32 protein-coding genes are annotated in these 19,034 nt (G+C 45.9%); all 32 read right to left on the reverse strand.

From position 1 onward, the window contains the following. Window positions 1-69 precede the first annotated feature (69 nt). The 32 genes from prfA to V7K97_RS21965 all read right to left on the reverse strand — a co-directional run bounded on the left by prfA (window position 70) and on the right by V7K97_RS21965 (window position 18,788). Complete coding sequence (prfA, locus tag V7K97_RS21810; RefSeq protein WP_334803083.1) at window positions 70-1,167, reverse strand: peptide chain release factor 1; 1,098 nt, start codon at window positions 1,165-1,167, stop codon at window positions 70-72. A gap of 103 nt (window positions 1,168-1,270) precedes the next feature. Beyond that, the gene (gene rpmE / locus V7K97_RS21815; protein ID WP_109011936.1) at window positions 1,271-1,513 is read right to left on the reverse strand and encodes a 50S ribosomal protein L31; all 243 of its coding nucleotides are present in this window, start codon (window positions 1,511-1,513) and stop codon (window positions 1,271-1,273) included. A 258-nt stretch (window positions 1,514-1,771) separates the two neighbouring features. Continuing rightward, the gene (gene rpsI / locus V7K97_RS21820) at window positions 1,772-2,188 is read right to left on the reverse strand and encodes a 30S ribosomal protein S9 (RefSeq protein WP_104906415.1); all 417 of its coding nucleotides are present in this window, start codon (window positions 2,186-2,188) and stop codon (window positions 1,772-1,774) included. After that, a complete protein-coding gene (gene rplM / locus V7K97_RS21825; protein ID WP_334803084.1) occupies window positions 2,188-2,649 on the reverse strand; it encodes a 50S ribosomal protein L13 in 462 nt (153 codons plus the stop codon). Before rplM ends, rpsI begins: the two co-directional genes overlap by 1 nt. Before the next feature lie 146 nt (window positions 2,650-2,795). Further along, window positions 2,796-3,644 carry a tRNA pseudouridine(38-40) synthase TruA gene (gene truA, locus V7K97_RS21830; RefSeq protein ID WP_334803085.1) on the reverse strand — a complete coding sequence of 283 codons (849 nt, stop codon included), beginning with the start codon at window positions 3,642-3,644 and terminating at the stop codon, window positions 2,796-2,798. 144 nt (window positions 3,645-3,788) lie between these two features. Next, window positions 3,789-4,139, reverse strand: a complete 351-nt coding sequence (gene rplQ, locus V7K97_RS21835; protein ID WP_229547639.1) for a 50S ribosomal protein L17 — start codon at window positions 4,137-4,139, stop codon at window positions 3,789-3,791. A 32-nt stretch (window positions 4,140-4,171) separates the two neighbouring features. Beyond that, the gene (locus V7K97_RS21840) at window positions 4,172-5,119 is read right to left on the reverse strand and encodes a DNA-directed RNA polymerase subunit alpha (protein WP_334803086.1); all 948 of its coding nucleotides are present in this window, start codon (window positions 5,117-5,119) and stop codon (window positions 4,172-4,174) included. Between the two features lie 310 nt (window positions 5,120-5,429). Continuing rightward, window positions 5,430-5,825 (reverse strand): 30S ribosomal protein S11, encoded by a 396-nt coding sequence (gene rpsK / locus V7K97_RS21845; RefSeq protein ID WP_069070761.1) that lies wholly within the window; start codon window positions 5,823-5,825, stop codon window positions 5,430-5,432. 54 nt (window positions 5,826-5,879) lie between these two features. Beyond that, window positions 5,880-6,260 (reverse strand): 30S ribosomal protein S13, encoded by a 381-nt coding sequence (gene rpsM, locus V7K97_RS21850; RefSeq protein WP_334803087.1) that lies wholly within the window; start codon window positions 6,258-6,260, stop codon window positions 5,880-5,882. A 115-nt stretch (window positions 6,261-6,375) separates the two neighbouring features. After that, on the reverse strand, window positions 6,376-6,489 hold the full coding sequence (gene rpmJ, locus V7K97_RS21855) for a 50S ribosomal protein L36 (RefSeq protein ID WP_015129703.1): 114 nt from the start codon (window positions 6,487-6,489) through the stop codon (window positions 6,376-6,378). Between the two features lie 117 nt (window positions 6,490-6,606). Continuing rightward, a complete protein-coding gene (infA, locus tag V7K97_RS21860) occupies window positions 6,607-6,831 on the reverse strand; it encodes a translation initiation factor IF-1 (protein WP_006276978.1) in 225 nt (74 codons plus the stop codon). A gap of 212 nt (window positions 6,832-7,043) precedes the next feature. After that, window positions 7,044-7,598: an adenylate kinase gene (locus tag V7K97_RS21865; RefSeq protein WP_334803088.1), complete on the reverse strand. Its 555-nt coding sequence runs from the start codon at window positions 7,596-7,598 to the stop codon at window positions 7,044-7,046. A gap of 2 nt (window positions 7,599-7,600) precedes the next feature. Further along, window positions 7,601-8,911, reverse strand: a complete 1,311-nt coding sequence (gene secY / locus V7K97_RS21870) for a preprotein translocase subunit SecY (protein WP_334803089.1) — start codon at window positions 8,909-8,911, stop codon at window positions 7,601-7,603. 74 nt (window positions 8,912-8,985) lie between these two features. After that, window positions 8,986-9,429 (reverse strand): 50S ribosomal protein L15, encoded by a 444-nt coding sequence (gene rplO, locus V7K97_RS21875; RefSeq protein WP_334803090.1) that lies wholly within the window; start codon window positions 9,427-9,429, stop codon window positions 8,986-8,988. A gap of 215 nt (window positions 9,430-9,644) precedes the next feature. After that, window positions 9,645-10,172, reverse strand: coding sequence for a 30S ribosomal protein S5 (rpsE, locus tag V7K97_RS21880; protein ID WP_229547634.1), 528 nt, complete (start codon window positions 10,170-10,172; stop codon window positions 9,645-9,647). Window positions 10,173-10,356: 184 nt separating this feature from the next. Next, a complete protein-coding gene (rplR, locus tag V7K97_RS21885; RefSeq protein ID WP_094349098.1) occupies window positions 10,357-10,719 on the reverse strand; it encodes a 50S ribosomal protein L18 in 363 nt (120 codons plus the stop codon). Window positions 10,720-10,721: 2 nt separating this feature from the next. Continuing rightward, complete coding sequence (gene rplF / locus V7K97_RS21890; protein WP_334803091.1) at window positions 10,722-11,270, reverse strand: 50S ribosomal protein L6; 549 nt, start codon at window positions 11,268-11,270, stop codon at window positions 10,722-10,724. A gap of 120 nt (window positions 11,271-11,390) precedes the next feature. Beyond that, window positions 11,391-11,792, reverse strand: coding sequence for a 30S ribosomal protein S8 (gene rpsH, locus V7K97_RS21895; protein WP_334803092.1), 402 nt, complete (start codon window positions 11,790-11,792; stop codon window positions 11,391-11,393). A gap of 20 nt (window positions 11,793-11,812) precedes the next feature. Beyond that, window positions 11,813-12,361, reverse strand: coding sequence for a 50S ribosomal protein L5 (gene rplE / locus V7K97_RS21900; protein ID WP_334803093.1), 549 nt, complete (start codon window positions 12,359-12,361; stop codon window positions 11,813-11,815). A gap of 112 nt (window positions 12,362-12,473) precedes the next feature. After that, on the reverse strand, window positions 12,474-12,827 hold the full coding sequence (rplX, locus tag V7K97_RS21905) for a 50S ribosomal protein L24 (RefSeq protein WP_179068335.1): 354 nt from the start codon (window positions 12,825-12,827) through the stop codon (window positions 12,474-12,476). Beyond that, entirely contained in the window at window positions 12,827-13,195 is a 369-nt protein-coding gene (gene rplN / locus V7K97_RS21910) for a 50S ribosomal protein L14 (RefSeq protein ID WP_069070772.1), read from the reverse strand. Before rplN ends, rplX begins: the two co-directional genes overlap by 1 nt. Window positions 13,196-13,241: 46 nt before the next feature. Beyond that, window positions 13,242-13,490, reverse strand: a complete 249-nt coding sequence (gene rpsQ / locus V7K97_RS21915) for a 30S ribosomal protein S17 (protein ID WP_334803094.1) — start codon at window positions 13,488-13,490, stop codon at window positions 13,242-13,244. A 6-nt stretch (window positions 13,491-13,496) separates the two neighbouring features. After that, window positions 13,497-13,724 carry a 50S ribosomal protein L29 gene (gene rpmC / locus V7K97_RS21920; protein ID WP_104906404.1) on the reverse strand — a complete coding sequence of 76 codons (228 nt, stop codon included), beginning with the start codon at window positions 13,722-13,724 and terminating at the stop codon, window positions 13,497-13,499. A gap of 3 nt (window positions 13,725-13,727) precedes the next feature. Further along, window positions 13,728-14,153, reverse strand: coding sequence for a 50S ribosomal protein L16 (gene rplP / locus V7K97_RS21925; protein WP_334803095.1), 426 nt, complete (start codon window positions 14,151-14,153; stop codon window positions 13,728-13,730). 104 nt (window positions 14,154-14,257) lie between these two features. Further along, window positions 14,258-15,037, reverse strand: coding sequence for a 30S ribosomal protein S3 (gene rpsC, locus V7K97_RS21930; RefSeq protein WP_334803096.1), 780 nt, complete (start codon window positions 15,035-15,037; stop codon window positions 14,258-14,260). 53 nt (window positions 15,038-15,090) lie between these two features. Continuing rightward, window positions 15,091-15,447 carry a 50S ribosomal protein L22 gene (gene rplV, locus V7K97_RS21935; protein ID WP_334803097.1) on the reverse strand — a complete coding sequence of 119 codons (357 nt, stop codon included), beginning with the start codon at window positions 15,445-15,447 and terminating at the stop codon, window positions 15,091-15,093. Between the two features lie 81 nt (window positions 15,448-15,528). Further along, entirely contained in the window at window positions 15,529-15,807 is a 279-nt protein-coding gene (gene rpsS / locus V7K97_RS21940; RefSeq protein ID WP_334803098.1) for a 30S ribosomal protein S19, read from the reverse strand. An 86-nt stretch (window positions 15,808-15,893) separates the two neighbouring features. Beyond that, the gene (gene rplB / locus V7K97_RS21945) at window positions 15,894-16,757 is read right to left on the reverse strand and encodes a 50S ribosomal protein L2 (RefSeq protein ID WP_334803099.1); all 864 of its coding nucleotides are present in this window, start codon (window positions 16,755-16,757) and stop codon (window positions 15,894-15,896) included. A gap of 99 nt (window positions 16,758-16,856) precedes the next feature. Continuing rightward, window positions 16,857-17,171, reverse strand: a complete 315-nt coding sequence (locus V7K97_RS21950; RefSeq protein ID WP_094349089.1) for a 50S ribosomal protein L23 — start codon at window positions 17,169-17,171, stop codon at window positions 16,857-16,859. Beyond that, window positions 17,164-17,802: a 50S ribosomal protein L4 gene (gene rplD / locus V7K97_RS21955; protein WP_334803122.1), complete on the reverse strand. Its 639-nt coding sequence runs from the start codon at window positions 17,800-17,802 to the stop codon at window positions 17,164-17,166. The genes V7K97_RS21950 and rplD overlap by 8 nt, the downstream gene beginning before the upstream one ends. 103 nt (window positions 17,803-17,905) lie before the next feature. Then, a complete protein-coding gene (rplC, locus tag V7K97_RS21960; RefSeq protein ID WP_334803100.1) occupies window positions 17,906-18,538 on the reverse strand; it encodes a 50S ribosomal protein L3 in 633 nt (210 codons plus the stop codon). 106 nt (window positions 18,539-18,644) lie between these two features. Next, window positions 18,645-18,788, reverse strand: coding sequence for a hypothetical protein (locus tag V7K97_RS21965; RefSeq protein WP_334803101.1), 144 nt, complete (start codon window positions 18,786-18,788; stop codon window positions 18,645-18,647). Window positions 18,789-19,034: the final 246 nt, after the last annotated feature.

The following is a 19,034-nucleotide window of genomic DNA, read 5'->3' on the forward strand; positions in this document are numbered from 1 at the left end:
GGTTTCGCGTTAGCTTTTCCAGATGACGTGAAAATTCAAGTGGTTTTACAGAATATTTAACAACAAAAATTAGTTAACGGCAGCAGTCGCTAACTCCGCGAGACGTTCCTGTTGGTCTAGAGATATACAAGATTGGATCAGCGTCTCTAAATCACCTTCCAAAACAGGGTTAAGGGAATAATTCTGACCTAACCGATGATCGGTAGCGCGGTTATCTTTATAATTATAGGTGCGAATTTTTTCCGATCGCGATCCAGTACCAACTTGCGATCGCCGCATGGAAGTTACAGCTTCCTGTTGTTCGCGTAACTTCATCTCATACAACTTCGCCCGCAGAATTTGCATCGCCCGTTCTTTATTTTGCAACTGGCTGCGTTCTTCTGTACAGAAAATCCGAATCCCTGTGGGTTTGTGCATCAAATCGGCGGCTGTTTCCACCTTGTTGACGTTTTGCCCACCAGCACCGCCAGAACGGGCTGTGGTCATTTCAATATCTTTTGGGTCAATGTGAATTTCCACATCATCCACCTCTGGCATAATCGCCACGGTAGCTGTGGAAGTATGAACGCGTCCCCCCGACTCAGTTGCCGGCACGCGCTGCACACGATGCACTCCAGCTTCAAACTTTAACTGGCTGTAAACGTCATTACCTTTAATTTCGAGAATGACCTCTTTCCAGCCACCCATTTCTCCGCGAGATTCGCTCACTAGAGAAACTTTCCAACCTTGAGTCTGGGCATAGCGGGTGTACATCTGCATCAAATCGCCAGCCCAAATACTTGCTTCATCGCCACCAGTACCAGCGCGAATTTCCAACATGATATTCTTTTCATCATTGGGGTCGCGTGGTAGCAGTAAGACTTTCAAGCGAGACTCTAAATGTTCTATTTTTTCTTCAAGTTCTTTTACTTCCAGTGATGCCATTTCTTGCAACTCAGGATCACTGGCAGATTCTTTGTAAACCTGACGCGCTCCGATCAAGTCTTCTTGGGCTGTTTTCCAAATTTCATATGTATCAACTACCTCTTCCAAAGAAGAACGAGACTTAGCAATTTCTTGATACTCATCAGGATTGCTAGCGGTATCGGGGTCGCCAAGACGACGGGTTAATTCATTAAAGGTTTGTTCAACGGATTTGAGTTTATCCAGTAAGTATGATTCAGCCATGACGAGTGCGATCGCTCCTTAAAAAATAACAAATTGGCTCGAGCATATAAATGAAAATCGACCCAGCTGATGCAGGGCCGTCGTTAACAGCAGAGCCAACTCGCTACTTTTTGTTTTGGTCGTCGCCAGATGTTTGAGTGCTGCTCATGCCGTACTTACGGAGGAAGCGCTCTACTCGACCCTCAGTGTCAATAATCTTCTGAGTGCCGGTGTAAAATGGGTGATTTCCAGACCAAACATCTACGTGCAATTCTGGCTTAGTAGAGCCAATGGTCATAACAACTTGACCGTTGCAGTAAACTTTAGCATCTGGATACCACTTGGGGTGAATATCAGCTTTAGCCATTGTTCCTTTTGTGATGAATCTATATCAATTATAACTTTTAGCTCTTCAGCGTTTGTAGAATTTTAGATTTTAGACTTTCCATTACTCTCTTCGGGCTATAAAATTACCTATTTTTTCTCTGTTTCCTCCTTGGCGTTCTTGGCGTCCTTCTCTACGAGACGCTGCGCGATGGCGGTTCGTTAAAAAAATTAGATATTCTTTCGGCTTTATTCAGAGTAATTTTAAATCCAAAATCCAAAATCCAAAATCCAAAATTCCCTAACGCTTAGAGTACTGAGGCGCTTTCCGAGCTTTATGTAAACCATATTTCTTCCGCTCTTTTGCTCTCGGATCGCGAGTCAAATAACCTTCGGTTTTCAAAGGTGGGCGGTTGTCTGGGTCGAGTTGGCACAAAGCACGAGCAACTCCCAAACGGACAGAATCAGCCTGTCCGGTCAAGCCGCCGCCTTCTGCTTTCACCAAAATGTCATATTCGTTTTCTAGTCCCAGAGTTTCCAGGGGTGCTTTAATCACTCCCAGGTAGTTGGGGTTGAATTGGAAATACAAGGTTCCATCTTTACCGTTCACAATCAGTTGACCGGTGCCTGGAACCAAGCGTACCCGTGCTACTGCGTTCTTACGGCGACCAGTACCCCAGTATACGGCGCGACCGCTATTAGCATCTGCTACTACCATTAATTTTCTTCTCCAGGAATTGTACTAACTTTTAGTTCTTTGGGTTTTTGAGCATCATGGGGATGCGTAGGCCCAGCGTAAACCTTCAGCTTGGTGAACAACTGCTTACCCAGACTATTTTTAGGTAGCATACCTTTAACAGCTTGTTCTAAAATCCGCTCTGGTATGCGATCTTGCAGTTTAGCGAAAGTTTCCGTTTTCATCCCACCGGGACGACCCGAGTGGCGGCGGTAAAGCTTTTGAGTGCGCTTTTTGCCTGTGACTGCTACTTTCTCGACATTGATGACGATTACGAAGTCACCTGTATCTAGGTGGGGTGTATATTCGGGTTTCTTTTTGCCTCTCAATACCTGGGCGATTTCGCTGGCGAGGCGACCGAGGCGTTTATCGGTGGCATCTACTATGTACCACTCACGCTCAAGGGTTGCTTGAGAAGGAAGGTATGTTTTACTCGTTGTCATTTGTCTATTTGTCCTTTGTCATTTTTAATTTGTTATTAGTCATTAGTCTTTTGTCATTTGTCCTTTGTTATTCACTACTGACCATTGTACAGACGCGATTAATCGCGTCTCTACTGACCATTGTACAGACGCGATTAATCGCGTCTCTACTGACCAATGACTAATGACTCTTGACTAGTGACGAACTTTGGCAAGGTGTCGTACCAAATCTCTTTTGAAAAGGGAAAATCGGGATAGCCGACTCGCAACAAGCACAAGCCTTGAGGCGGTGCGGCGTATTTCACTTCTTCCCGCCGTTCTTCTTTCCAGAGTTCGGTGAAGCTAGAAAGTGTTCGTTGTCCAGAACCTACTTGTACCAGCATCCCTACCAACAGCCGTACCATGCCATATAAAAATCCATCTGCCTGTATTTCAATATGGATAAATGGCCCACTGCGACGACACTCTGCTGCTTGCACCTCTACCCAGGAATGCGATCGGTCTGAGCCTGCACGGTGAAAAGCAGCTAAGTGATGCTTTCCCAACAGAGGTTTCAAGGCAGCTTGGATTAAAGATTCATCCAGGGGTGCATAATAATAATGCCAACTGAAGGGTCTTACAAACAAGTTAAGCCGATCTTCAGTATATATTGTGTAGCGATACCGTCGATAGGCTGCACTAAAGCGAGCGTGCCAACGGTTATCGACACTAGCTGAAGCTCTGATTAATATATCTGGCGGCAGATAGCTGTTGAGGATTGTTGCCCACTTGTGAGGCGGAATAAAACCTGTTGCTTCAAAATGGGCTACTTGAGCAGCAGCGTGAACTCCTGAATCGGTTCGCCCAGCCCCATGTAGTGTCACATGGTACCCAAGAATAGTAGCGATCGCTATTTCTATCTCTTCTTGGACTGTCCGTTGGTTTTTTTGCCGTTGCCAGCCATGAAAATGAGTGCCCAGGTATTGGATTACCAAGGCTACTCGATGTGTTTGTGTAGGCTGGTGGCTTTCTAACATACAGATTTTGTCCTTTGTCCTTTGTCTTTTGTCAGTTGTCCTTTGTTATTCACTAATACTTCGACTACGCTACCTCGACTTCGCTCGGCACAAGTCAGTACAAGTGACCAATGACTAATGACTAATGACTAATTGACCAATGACTTAAACCAATTCAATTATTGCCATTTTTGCATTATCACCCCGACGCGGTACGGTACGCATGATGCGGGTATAACCGCCCTGGCGATCGCCATATCGAGTTGGAGCTTGCTCAAATAGAGCGTGAACCAGTTGTTTGTCGAAGATATAGCCAAGGGCTTCCCGACGTGCTGATAAGGAGCCATTTTTGGCTAGGGTAATCATTTTTTCCACTTCACTTCGGAGAACTTTCGCTCTAATTAAAGTGGTGGTGATCTTACCATGACGGATCAGCTCGGTGGCGAGCGATCGCAATAAAGCACGGCGTTGATCGGCTGGTTTACTGAGTTTTTTGACGCGACAACGGTGACGCATAATTATGCACTATGAATTATGAACGGTTTTTCTTAAGGGTGTTTAGAGCCTCTTTCCATTGGCAGGGTGATGCCCAGCCGTCGCTGCAAAGCTTCCACAACTTCTTCTGCTGACTTCTGCCCAAAGTTCTTAATTTCTAAGAGGTCTTCTTGGGTATAATCCAACAAATCTGCCACAGAGTTAACTTGTGCCCGTTTGAGACAGTTATATGCCCGCACAGAAAGTTGCAACTCTTCGATGGGTATCTGGGCAGTCGGGTCGTCTGGAATATCCGAACCTGTGTCTGTTGGCTCTAGGGAGATATCTTTCAACGGGTTGAATAAATCTACCAAGATTGCAGCAGCCGAAGATAGTGCTTCCTGCGGGGAAATACTGCCATTTGTCCAAACTTCCAACAGTAGTCGGTCTTTTGGAATCAAGTCTTCCCCACGAGATTCTTCAACACTGTAGTTGACTTTTCGCACCGGCATAAATATCGAGTCGATTTGGAGAAAATCCAACGATGTGGCTTCCTCACGTCCTCGCTCTACAGTGCGATAGCCTTTCCCTTTCTCGATCCGAAATTCCATTTCCAGCTTTCCACCCTCAGCGATGGTGGCTACATACTGGGTCGGATCGATGACTTCTACTTCACTGGGCAAATCAAAATGCGACGCAGTGATTGTTGCTGGTCCGCTAACGAGTAATCTACCAATCTGGGGCTGCGAAGAATAGTTTTTGAGGATAACTTCCTTCATTTTCATGAGGATTTCCAGTACATCTTCCCGCACACCCGGAACTGTGGCGAACTCGTGTGAAACGCCTGCAATCCGCACGGCTGTAACTGCCGTACCTTCTAGGTTTGACAGTAAAACCCGCCGCAGTGCGTTGCCAACAGTTGTTCCTTGACCGCGTTCTAGAGGTTCCAAAACAAATTTACTGTAATGGTTCCGACTTTCCTCGGTATTCGACTCTACACACTCAATTTGAAACTGCGCCACGGATGAGCCTCCCTTTTTCTAAGGTGCTGCTAGCAGACAAATCAATTGCCTCCCGAATTGAATTTATGTCCTGTAGATTATAGGTATATCAAACTACTAGTATAAAATTACGGTATAGTTTGACACTTCTATTGAGCTTGCAGGGGCTAATAATATTTTGGGTATCCCGAAGTTTAACAGCTTCTCCGGTGGGAAAATCTGACACGCTTCTGGTTGCCCAAGCTTTTACTCAATGACAGTTTGCACGTTAAACGCCCAAGCCGTCATTGCTGGTTGTAACTTTTCGTCCTCACAGTCTAAGTCTTAGTGTTTAAACTCGACGGCGCTTGGGTGGACGGCAACCATTGTGAGGAATGGGGGTAATATCCCGAATCAGTGTAATTTCCAGTCCTGCTCCTTGAAGTGCCCGGATAGCGGTTTCTCTACCTGCTCCCGGACCACTGACCATTACCTCAATTTGGCGCATTCCTTGATCAATAGCTCGACGGGCTGCACTTTCAGCAGCAGTTTGCGCTGCAAAGGGAGTTCCCTTTTTTGCTCCCTTAAAACCGCTAGAACCAGCACTAGCCCAGGAGATGACATCTCCGTTTTGATCGGTAATGGTGACAATGCTATTGTTGAAAGTAGACTGGATGTAGGCCATTCCACTGGGCACATTCCGTTTCTGCTTCTTGCTCCCGGTTTTTTTAGTTGGTTGTCTCGCCATACTTGTTTAGGTGATTTAAGGTAAAACTTGCTCGGATTAGCAAGCGTTGCAAAATTATTTCCCTGGAGCCTTCTTCTTCCCAGCCACTGTCTGCCTTCTGCCTCGACGGGTTCTGGCATTGGTGCGAGTTCTTTGTCCTCTGACTGGTAAGCCCATACGATGACGACGACCTCTGTAGGTACCAATGTCAACTAAGCGCTTAATGTTCAAAGACTCCCAGCGCCGCAAGTCGCCTTCAACTTGATAGTTGGTTTCTATTTCCCCTCGGAGGGCTGTCACATCGGCATCACTTAAGTCCTTAACGCGGGTGTCTGGGTTCACACCAGTTGCCGCTATAATTTCTTGAGCGCGTGATAACCCAATTCCGTAGATGTAAGTCAGACCGATCTCGACGCGCTTATCGCGTGGAAGGTCTACTCCGGCAATACGTGCCACAATGAACTCTCCCTATTGTTCTCGCAATTACTGTTGGTTGGAAAAACGTGATTAATCGCGTCTTTTCGTTTTAATGATGATATGCGTCCTGCAACTCACTCTGTTGGTAAGAGTGTTATCCTTGACGTTGCTTGTGCTTGGGGTTCACGCAAATCACCATGACGCGACCACGACGTTTGATCACGTTACACTTTTCACAAATTTTCTTGACTGAGGCTCTAACTTTCATGCCTTTTATTCTTTGACTCCAAATATAAAATTATAGCATTTCTAGGGAAATTAATCCAGTTAAATGACTAGTGAACAGTCAAAAAAAAGGTTTTATGGTAAAATTCTCTACATATACTTACTTCTTTCGTAGTCGATAGGTAATTCTGCCTTTGGTCAAGTCGTAGGGGGTTAACTCCACCTTGACGCGATCGCCGGGCAAAATCTTGATATAATTTCGGCGAATCTTGCCGGAAATGTGTGCTAGCACGTTAAAGCCATTGTCCAAGTCAACGCGAAACATCGCATTGGGCAAAGACTCTGTAACCGTGCCTTCCATTTCAATCAAATCTTGCTTAGACAATTTGTTTTTTCCTCAACTCAACAATTTCGTGTTCAGTTGCAACCTTCATCTGCAAAGAAACACATTTTAAGAAATATATCAACAGTTTATTAATATATCTTAGCTAAAATTGATCTTTTTTTTGCTATGGGGAGTGGGGAGTGGTGAGTGGAGAATAGTGAGTGATAAGTTGTGAATTCCCTACTCCCCACTCCCTACTCCCTACTCCCCTTTCAGGAAGCGATTACCTTTTGTAGTTCACCAGTGACATCTTCTTGGGACTGATTGCCATTGACTGTTAGGAGTTTTTGGCGATCGCCATAATAATCAATTAAAGGTGCAGTTTCCGCACGGTATACTTCTAAACGACGACGAATCACCTCTTCCGTATCATCTTTTCGTCCTCTAGCAAGCAAACGTTCGATGACAATTTCATCTGGTGCATCTAAATTGACTACCCTTTCGCCACCTTGATGTATTTCTTCCAGTAACTTTTCCAGAAAAGCTGCTTGGGTCACTTTCCGGGGAAAACCATCAAGAATCCAACCATTTTTGGCATCTGGTTGACCGAGGCGCTCCTGTACCAAGTCCTGCACAAGCTGGTCGGGTACTAACTCGCCGCTATCAACATAACTTTGAGCTTTGATTCCTAAAGGAGTTTGCTCTTTCATGGCTTGTCTTAATATTTCACCCGTAGAAATATGGGGAATATTCAAGTGTTCAGCCAAGGTTTGAGCTTGTGTTCCTTTACCCGCCCCAGGTGGCCCCAAGAAGATTAATCGCGTCACTATTATTTCACCATTCCTTCATAGCGCTGAGAGATGACATAAGTTTGGACTTGTTTAGCTGTCTCAATTGCCACACCAACTAAAATTAACAAAGAGGTAGCACCTATTCCCCGGAAAGTTTTCACATTCAAAGCGCTTTCCACGGCGGTCGGAATAATAGCAACGAAGCCCAAAAAGATCGCACCCAAAAAAGTTAGTCGGTTGGATACGCGTTCAATATACTCACTAGTTGCTTTGCCAGGACGAATCCCAGGAATACTAGAACCCATTTTCTTCAAGTTCTGCGCCACATCTACCGGGTTGAGAATCAACGAAGAATAGAAGTAGCTGAAGAAAACGATGGAAATCATGTAGACCAAGGCATAGACCCAGGAGCTAGAACCGCTTGGACTCAAATAAGTGTTAACTATATTCGCCAATTCGGTATTTTTAGTGAAATTGGCGATCAGCAGTGGCAAACTGAGGATGGCCGCAGCAAAAATAATTGGCATCACGCCGCCTTGATTTAGCCGCAGGGGTAGATAGCTACGCTGCTCTGCCAAAACCCGCCGACCTACTTGGCGACGAGCCGAAATAATTGGGATGCGGCGCATTCCTTCTTGCACAATCACAATACCAACAATTGTTGCTAGGAAAACTAAGACCAGTACGATCACCCGACCCACTGCTTCCCGACCGCCGACTTGTACCAAGTCGATGGTATCGCCTAAAGCTTTTGGTAATGATGCAACAATATTGACAAAAATCAACAATGATGCTCCGTTACCAATACCCCGCTCTGTAATCAGTTCTGACGCCCACATGACGAACATGGAACCAGCAGTCAGAGCGATCGCAGTTTCAGCGACAAAGATCGGTCCTGGCTTTAAGGCAAATTGCTGGATGAATAATGCCGAAAAAGCTGTACTTTGCAGAATCGCCCAACCTACAGTTACATAGCGGGTAATTTGCGATATTTTTCGGCGACCGGCTTCCCCTTCATTTTTCTGTAAATTTTCTAAAGTTGGAATCGCCGCCGTGAGTAATTGGATGATAATAGACGCATTAATGAAGGGCAAAATTCCTAAAGCAAAGACTCCCAAAGTCGAAAGTCCTCGCCCAGAAAATATATCCAATAAGCCGAATATGGAATTATTGCCCGATATGGCTTCGGCAAATCTCGGTCTATCAATCCCTGGCACGGGCAAGAAGATGCCCAGGCGAACCAAAATTAAAATACCGACGGTGACAAGCAGCCTACCTCTGAGGCCAGCTGCCTGCGCCATCTGCATAAAAGTTTCTTGAGCCGTTGGGGCTTTATCTCGACTGATCATAGAGTGCTACCTTGATAGTGAACCAAGCACTGGCAGCGAGTTGGCTTGCATTTAAGTGCGCTGTTCCGGCTCACTCATAAAACTTCACAACTACCACCAGCTGCCTCAATTTTGCTACGAGCTGAACCTGTGAAAGCTGCCGCTTGTACTTGAAGCGGAATGCTCAATTCCCCGTTACCTAAAATTTTCAATGACCCTTTGACAGCAGTCAGGATACCTGCGGCTTTCAATGAGGCCAAAGTTACTTCGGTATTAGGGGGAAGGGAGGCTAGCTTCTCTACATTAATCGTAGTGTAAATCTTCTGATTAACAATCGGAAAGCCCTTCAGCTTAGGTAAGCGGCGGTACAATGGCTGTTGACCACCTTCAAAACCGGGTCGGGTACCACTACCAGAACGAGATTTTTGACCCCGCATACCTAGACCAGCACTGGCACCTTGACCAGCAGAAATACCTCTACCTACACGCTTCTTGCGTTTCTTTGAGCCTTTTTGCGGCTTAACATCATGGAGTCTCATAATTTATCAAGTTCTCATTTGTCGTTTGTCATTTGTGAGCCAGTGCGGTCTTCTCCCAAAGGGAGACGCTAAGAGCGATGGGGGTCTCCCCCATGAGTAACTGGCGTTAGCGCAGCGTTAGCGAGGAACGAGCGTCACCCGTAGGGGCGTTTGTCATTTGTCATTTGTCCTTTGTTATTCACTAATGACTAATGACCAATGACTAATGACTAAATTTAGATGTAGAGATTTTGAATAGGAATACCGCGATCTTCGGCGACTTCAGCAAGGGTACGCAGTGTAGATAAGGCGTTAACTGCGGCTCTAGCATTATTGAGCGGATTGTTGGAGCCTAGTTGCTTGGCTAAAACGTTACGAACTCCTGCTAATTCCAATACAGTTCGTACAGCACCACCCGCAATTACCCCAGTACCAGGTGAGGCTGGACGCATAATCACTTTTGCACCGCCACCGACACCATCAATCGGATGGGGGATGGAGTTGGATTTGGTGATTGGGACATCAATAAGGTGTTTTTTGCCATCGGCTACACCTTTTTTGACGGCGCCAATTACATCTGAGGCTTTGCCTACTCCGACTCCAACCTGACCGCGTTCGTTACCAACGACAACGATCGCTCGGAAGCTGAGTTTTTTACCACCTTTGACCACTTTACTTACGCGGCGGATTTGAATAACCCGCTCTTGCCAAGTGGTTTCTTCTTTTTTGGCACGCTTTGTTCTACTTTTACGCTCTGTTGCCATAATTTATGCTCTGGTGAATGTCAGTTGTGAGCCAGTGCGGTCTTGGGGGTCTCCCTCATAAGTAACTGGCGTTAGCGAAGCGATAGCGACGCAGGAGCGTCACCTGAAGGGTCTAGTTGTCAGTTTTCATTTGCCCTTTGTCATTTGCCAATAACTAATGACCAATGACTAATGACCAATGACTTTAGAAATCTAAACCAGCTTCGCGGGCTGCATCAGCTAGGGCTTTGACACGACCGTGATATAAGTTACCACCGCGATCAAATACTACTTTAGTGATGCCTTTTTCTAGCGATCGCACTGCGATCAACTTCCCAACTTGTACCGATGCGTCGCGGTTTGCACATGACGCTAAACTAGATTTCAACTCTGGTTCGACAGTTGAGGCTGCCACTATGGTTTGATGCTGAGTATCATCAATTAGCTGGGCATAAATATGCTCATTAGAACGGAATACCGCTAAACGGGGACGTTCTGGGGAGCCAATAACTTTACCACGGACACGTCGATGACGACGGTTTTTTGATTCTCTACGAGTAAGTTTCATTTCTACTTCTTACCACCCTTACCAGTCTTACCAGCTTTCCGTCTGACCACTTCACCGGCATAGCGAATGCCTTTACCTTTATAAGGTTCTGGTGGACGAACGGCACGAATTTTGGCGGCTGTGTTACCGACGATTTCTTTGTCATAGCCGCTAACAATGACGTTAGTAGGATTTTCTACGGCAAACTGAATTCCTTCTGGTGGTTCAATTTGTACCTGATGGCTGTAACCCATATTCAAAACTAGGTTACGCCCTTGAAGTTGTGCCCTGTAACCAACACCTTGAATTTCCAAACGGCGCTGAAAACCAAGGGATACTCCCTCGACCATGTTGGCAACTAAAGTGCGGCTTAAGCCGTGTAGCTGCTTTGAGGTACGAGTTTCATCCCGACGATTGACTTGTAATATTTCTCCCTCTTGGGAAACTGAGACATTCGGTGTGAGAGTGCGAGAAAGTTCTCCTTTCGGCCCTTTCACCACAATATTCGTACCATCGATCGCCACTTGAACTTTGGCGGGAATAGTAATTGGACGCTTACCAATACGAGACATGAATTTTTGTCCTTTGTTATTTGTCCTTTGTCCTTTGCCTTTCACTAATACTTCGACTACGCTACCTCGACTTCGCTCGGCACAAGTCAGTACAAGTGACAAATGACTAATGACCAATGACTACCAAACGTAACAAAGCACTTCGCCACCCAAGTTCTGACGCCGCGCTTCGCGGTCAGTCATAATACCACTGGATGTAGAAATAATGGCAATGCCAATACCGCCTAGTACTCTTGGTAATTCTTTTCGATTGGAGTAAACACGCAAGCCAGGTTTACTCACTCGCTTTAAGGCGGTGATTAGAGGCTGACGGGTTTTACCCTTGTATTTCAGGGAAATCACCAGATTGTGTTTTACCCCTTCTTCTGCTTCTTCGATTTCAGCAATAAAGCCTTCCTCCCGTAGCACTTTGGCAATGCTCCGGGTCATTTTTGTCGCTGGCACTTGTGTAGTTTGATGCCGCGCCAGGTTGGCATTGCGGATGCGCGTCAGCATATCTGCAATTGTGTCGTTAGCCGCCATCGTTCCCTCTATTGATGAACTTATTGATCGCGAAAGGGCATTCCTAATTCTTTAAGTAAGGCGCGTCCTTCTTCGTCATTTTTTGCTGTGGTGATGATGGAAATATCCATCCCACGTACTTGATCAACGCTGTCGTATTCGACTTCTGGAAAAATTAGCTGTTCTCTCACACCCAGAGTGTAGTTACCGCGTCCGTCAAAGCTTTTAGGGCTAACGCCGCGAAAATCTCGAATTCTGGGTAGTGATAGGCTAACTAGTCGGTCGAAAAAGGCATACATCCGTTCGGCTCTAAGAGTAACCATGATCCCTACTGGCATCCCTTGACGAATCTTAAAGCCAGCGATCGCCTTTTTCGCCCGTGTCACCACTGGTTTTTGACCTGTTACCAAGGCAATTTCGTTAATGGATGCCTCTAAGGACTTCGCATTTTGAGCTGCTTCACCCAAACCTCGGTTAATCGTCACCTTTACCAACTTCGGTACTTGATGAACGTTGGTATATTGAAACTGATTGATCAGTTTGGGGACGATTGTCTCTTGATATAAGGTTTTGAGTCTTGTTGTCGGCATAGTTTTTTTTGTCCTGATATCCCTGGGCTTGGTCAGGGAAACTTTAATTTTGGATTTTAGATTTTGGATTTTGGATTAAATTTAAAATCTAAAATTTCAAGTTGGCTAATTCTTATTTATCAAGAATTTCGCCAGTTTTTTTGAGTTTTCTGACCTTTTTGCCTTCTGAGGTAAAGGTGTAACCAACACGACTGGCAACGTTTTGCTTGGTGGAATAAAGCATGACGTTGGAGCTATGAATCGGGAATTCTTGGGTAATAATTCGCCCTGATTCCCCTTCTTGCTGGGGTTTGACGTGCTTGGTTTTAATGTTGACACCTTTGACGATGACTTTACTCAGTTGGGGAAGTGCCTGAGTAATTTCGCCAATTTTTCCTTTGTCTTTGCCAGCAATCACTTGTACAGTGTCGCCAGTTTTGACGTGCATTTTGTGGAATACTTTGGGCGTACCCTGTTTGGTTGCCATTAAAGCACCTCCGGAGCCAGAGAAACAATTTTGGTAAAGTTTTTATCGCGTAGTTCCCGAGCAACTGGGCCAAAAACCCGTGTGCCTCTGGGATTACCATCTTTGTTGATGATTACAGCCGCGTTATCATCAAAGCGAATGCTCATGCCACTGTCACGAGATACAGCTTTCCGAGTCCGAACAATTACTGCTTCCACAACATCAGACTTTTTTACAGCCATATTGGGTGTAGCATCTTTGACAACGGCGATAATTTTATCGCCGATAAAACCATAACGACGGTTGCCTCCGCCTAATATACGGATGCACATTAGTTTGCGGGCGCCGCTATTATCTGCCACATTCAGGTAGGTCTGGGGTTGAATCACAATTATTCTCCCTTGTAATGTTGTTAGTTTCTAACAACGATGAGGTTTAAATAGGCTTGACGTTCAGGACTTCTGTGATTTTCCAGCGCTTGGTTTTGCTCAGGGGTCTAGTTTCCTGAATGCGAACGCGATCGCCTACTTTACACTGATTTTCTTCGTCGTGAACTTTATATCGTTGGGTGTTAACCACAATCTTGCCGTACTTGGGGTGAGGAGCGCGGTTTTCTATGGCGACTACCACAGTTTTTTGCATTTTATCGCTCACTACCAAGCCAACTCGTTCTTTAACTGCCATAATCTCCTACTTTTTTTCTTTAGCCGATTGACTTGCTGCCCGTTTGCGTTCTGTTTCTAGCGTCAGCAATTGGGCTAGGCGGTGGCGCATTTGTCGGAACTGGTGGGGCTTTTCTAATTGTCTTGTGGCTTTTTGCAAGCGCAACTGAAATAGTTGTCTTTTGATGGCGACAATCTCATCAGAGAGCTTCTCGTCACTTAATTCTCTAGCTTCTGAAATCTTGGGAAGAGGCATAAGTTACTCCTGCTCCTGTGGTTGAGAGCGCACAATAAACTTGGTTTTGATGGGCAGTTTAAATGAAGCCAAACGCATAGCTTCACGGGCGATTTCTTCAGTAACTCCACCGATTTCAAACAAAATTCGCCCCGGCTTGACTACAGCTACCCAAAACTCTGGATTACCTTTACCGGAACCCATGCGGGTTTCAGCAGCACGCATGGTTACAGGTTTATCAGGGAAAATCCGAATCCAGATTTGTCCACCCCGACGAATATAACGGGTCATTGCCCGACGAGAAGCCTCGATTTGACGCGAGGTAATCCAAGCAGGTTCTTGAGCTTGGAGTGCAAAATCACCGAAATTGAGGGTACTACCACGGGTGGCTAGTCCTTCCATCCGTCCGCGCTGTTGTTTGCGGAATTTAGTTCTTCTAGGGCTTAACATGATTGGCTACTGGGTACTAGGTACTGGGGATTAGGGATTGGGAATTAGGGATTGGGGATTGAGAATTCTTACCCAGTCCCCAGCCCCCAGTCCCCAGTCCCCGTTTACCCTTCATTTGAGCGGTCTTCAAATTGCTGGCGACGACGTTGTTGTTGACGGCGACGGGGTTCGCGATCGCGATCGCCACGATCGCGGGGATCACGGCTTGCCGGTGGTAGCGGAGCTGGTTCTTGTCCAGGAATAATTTCTCCCTTAAATACCCACACTTTGATGCCCAGAATGCCGTAAACAGTTTTTGCTGTGCAATAAGAGTAGTCAATGTCAGCCCGTAAGGTATGTAAAGGCACTCTACCTTCACGAGTCCACTCTGTCCGGGCAATTTCTGCACCGTTGAGCCGACCACTGACTTGGATTTTAATACCTTGGACACCAGCGCGTTGGGCGCGTTGAATCGATTGCCGCACTACCCGCCGGAAGGAAACCCGACGTTCCAATTGTTGAGCAATGTATTCGGCAATCAGGTAGGCATCAGCATCAACTCGTTGAACTTCAACTACGTTAATGCGAATTTGGCGATTACCACCCAACACTCCTTGGAGTCCGGTACGTAAGGATTCGATACCTTGTCCACCACGACCCACGACTACACCTGGTCTAGCTGTGCGTACTTCTAAGTCGATTTGGTCAGCTTTGCGCTCAATCCGTACTTCGGAAATTCCGGCGTTGTTTTGAGCCTGTCTACCCAGCTTTTGTTCTATATATTGACGGAGTTTGTAATCTTCTTGTAGAAGTTCTGGATAACGATCAGGAACAGCAAACCAACGGGATTGATGTTCATGTGTAATACCCAGGCGAAAACCAACTGGATGAATCTTCTGTCCCACGAATGCTTCCTCTAAAATTTCTTACTTTACGCAATTTATTCGTGTAAACGTGCTTATTTTTCTGGGGCGGCTGCAACAGCCACAGTAATATGACACGTCGGCTTGCGAATTTGGTAAGCTCGACCTTGCGCCCTTGGCTGGAACCGTTTCAACGGCGGACCTTGATCGGCAAAAGCCTGAGTAATCACTAGTTGAGTCCGATCTAATCCAGCGTTGTGTTCGGCATTGGCAGCAGCACTTCTGAGAACCTTCAATATGGGTTCAGTGGCGCGATAGGGCATGAATTCCAGAATGATTAACGCTTCTCGGTACGATCGCCCCCGGATTTGATCGAGTACGCGACGCACCTTGTAGGCCGAGATGCGGATAAAACGAGCGATCGCTTTTACTTCAGTAGTATTAGTAGCCATAATTTTCTCCGATTTTGTCAATTGTCAATTGTCATTTGTCACTTGTCTTTAGCTAATGACTAATGACTTCATGACTAATGACTACCTACCCGCTTTTTTGTCGCTTTTTCCATGACCCCTGTAGGTACGTGTCGGGGAAAATTCACCCAACTTGTGTCCCACCATTTGTTCATTTACAAAAACTGGAACGTGTTGCCGTCCGTTGTGAACAGCTATGGTATGACCAACCATTAGGGGCAAAATTGTTGAAGCTCGTGACCAAGTTTTAATAACTTCTTTTCTGTTGTTGTCGTTGAGCTTTTCAATTTTCTTTAGGAGATGGTCAGCAACGAAAGGACCTTTTTTTAGAGAACGACCCATAATTCAATTTTGGATTTAGGATTTAGGACTGAGGAGTTAGGAGTTAGTAAGTTACATTCAACTCATAACTCATAACTTCTAACTCTTTAAGATTCACGACCACCGCGACCGCGTTTAGAAGACTTACGGCGACGACGTATAATCAACTTGCTGCTGAGTTTCTTGCGATTGCGTGTCTTCGCGCCCAATGTGGGTTTACCCCAAGGTGTAACAGGCCCAGATCTACCGATAGGTGCCCTACCTTCACCACCACCATGTGGGTGATCCACTGGGTTCATGACGCTACCTCTAACCTTAGGACGGCGACCTTTCCAGCGATTTCTTCCGGCTTTACCTGCACTCAGGTTTCTCGCATCGGTGTTGCCTACTTGCCCAATAGTGGCGTAGCACTCACGTCGAATCAAGCGGACTTCTCCTGAAGGCAACTTGAGAGTTACGAAATTACCTTCTTTTGCCACAACTTGAGCGCTAGCACCAGCAGCCCGTACAATTTGACCACCTTTACCAGGTGTGAATTCTACGTTGTGAACACTAGTACCCAAGGGAATCTTCCAGAGCGGTAAGGCATTACCATCTTCAAAGGGAGAATCAGGGCCAGAAACAATTATTGTTCCAACTTTCAACCCGTTGGGGTGAAGGATGTAACGTTTTTCGCCGTCTTGGTAATACAAAAGGGCAATTCTGGCATTGCGGTTAGGATCGTATTCAATCGCTGCGACTTTGGCAGGAATATTATGTTTATCCCTTTTAAAATCGATGATCCGATAAAGCTGTTTGTGTCCGCCACCCCGGCGACGACTAGTAATCCGCCCGTGATTGTTCCGACCTTTGGCGCGATGCTTCGAGGTTGTTAGGGATTTCTCTGGCTCGGTTTTGGTAATTTCCGCAAAGTCAGAGATTGTAACTTGGCGAGTGCTGGGGGTATAAGGGCGATAAGAACGAGTACCCATATTTTTAAGTGCTGAGTGCTGAGTGCTGAGTGTTGAGTTTTGAGTTTTGAGTTTTGAGTTCAGTAACTCCTAACTCCTAACTCCTAACTCACAACTTTTTTAGACTTCTGGGAATAGAACTTGTCTAATCTTGTCTTCATCCCCAGGTGCGACAGTGACGATCGCTCGCTTATATTGGGGCTTATAACCAATAAATTTACCAACGCGCCGCTTTTTTCGCGGTGGTAGGATGGTGTTGACTTTTACAACCTTGACCTGAAATAAGTCTTCGATCGCAGCCTTGATTTCTGGCTTTGATGCCTTGGGAATTACTTCAAAGGTGTACTTGTTTTGCTCCATCAAGATGGTCGCTTTCTCGGTGACGATCGGGCGACGTACTAAGTCGGCAAGGTCACGGGGGTCAAAGCTAGGCACTGTAGACCTCCTGAATTTTTTCTAGGGCTGATGCCGTAACTACAATTTTGTCAGCGTGCAGTAAATCAAAAACGTTTAGCTGGTCGGCTGCAATTAGTTTTAAATTTTCAATGTTGCGGGCTGACAAATAAACATTATCTGTATCCGCAATCTCAGACAAAATTAACAGTGACTTGCTTTCTGGTACTACTCCCCAACGAGCAAGGGCTGCCACTAATTCTTTAGTCTTGGGGCGAGATAGCTCAGTGCTAAATTCTTCTACTACGATCAAGTCGTCAATGCGGCTGACAAATGCTGTCCGCAGTGCCAAACGTCGCTCTTTGCGGTTCAATTTGAGGTTGAAGTCTCTGGGTTTTGGCCCAAATATCACACCACCACCACGCCACAATGGAGAACGAATAGACCCGGCACGAGCGCGACCAGTACCTTTTTGTCGCCAAGGTTTCCGGCCACCACCTCTGACTTCAGCACGAGTTTTTGTACTGGCATTTCCTTGACGAGCATTGGTCAATTGCCGTACTAAGGCGCGATGCACAATATGAGACGCTGTTTCTTCTTTGGCAACGCGCAACTCGAAGGTCGTCTCGCCGACCTGTTCTCCTTGCCAATTTTTAACTACGCTTTCAACCATTTTTCTTATCTGTCCTTTGTCCTTTGTCATTGGTCATTGGTCTTTTGTCATTTGTCCTTAGCCAATGACTTTTGACTAATGACTTCTGACTAATGACTTTTGACTATCCCACTATTTTTGCAGGCACAACGCTGACTAGAGCGCCTGGTTTACCAGGAATGGCTCCCTTAATTAGCAATAAGTTGCGTTCTGAATCAACTCGCACTATCGTCAATTTACGGATTGTGATGCGTTTTCCACCTAAACGACCTGCCATCCGCTTACCTGGATAGACACGACCTGGTGTTGTACCAGCACCAATTGATCCAGGCGCTCTGTGGTTTTTGGAACCGTGTGACATGGGTCCACGAGCAAAGTTGTTGCGCTTCTGGTTTCCCGCAAAGCCGCGACCGATGCTTGTGCCGACGACATCGACAATTTGACCTGCGCTAAAAATATCTGCTTTAATCTGTTGACCTAAAGCATAATCACTAGAGCTATCGGTGTGATATTCATTTAAGTGACGCAATGCTGGGGCAGATGATTTTGCCAAATGACCCAGTAGTGGTCTGTTTAGTGCCTTGGGTTTGACTTCGTGATAACCAACTTGAATGGCAAAGTAACCGTCGGTTTCTTTCGTTTTAACTTGTGTAACGGTGCATGGACCTGCTTGAATGACAGTCACAGGAATAGCTACTCCTGCTTCGTCAAATATTTGGGTCATGCCCAGCTTGGTGCCGAGAATACCTACAGACACAGTAACTGGTTCTCCTTTCTACTTGCTGACCTTGGAATTAGACTCTAGAGGACACGCTTTGTACGCATCAGTTTAGGCTGGGTTAGCCTGCGAAATTTGGAATGGCTTATTTAAATAAACCGCTCCAAATGCTTTCGGACACAACAAACCGTGTCCGTACTGCTTGGTGAATCTGTTTAGCTTCACTCACTAGTTCACCAGAACAGCCACAAGTTTCTTCCCATTGGGAAGGTGTAACTTCTGGAATCAATGCAAGGCGCTACAGCTTTAAGCTGTGTGCAGCAATGCTTTCGTCCAAGCAATTGCTCTGGCACTTTCTGGAGGCAGCGCTGTCGGCGGGTTTTCCGATTTTTACACGCCTATAAGACGGGTTCCCGGAGATTGGCTACTGCCGTGTTGCAGTTGGACTTAAGCGGTTTTTACCGCCCAGTATCCATTAACTGAGACTGACGTAATGCCATGAAACCAACATTGCTGCTCAGTTTTACTTCCTTAA

The organism is Nostoc sp. (genome assembly GCF_036917815.1).
GTDB lineage: Bacteria > Cyanobacteriota > Cyanobacteriia > Cyanobacteriales > Nostocaceae > Nostoc.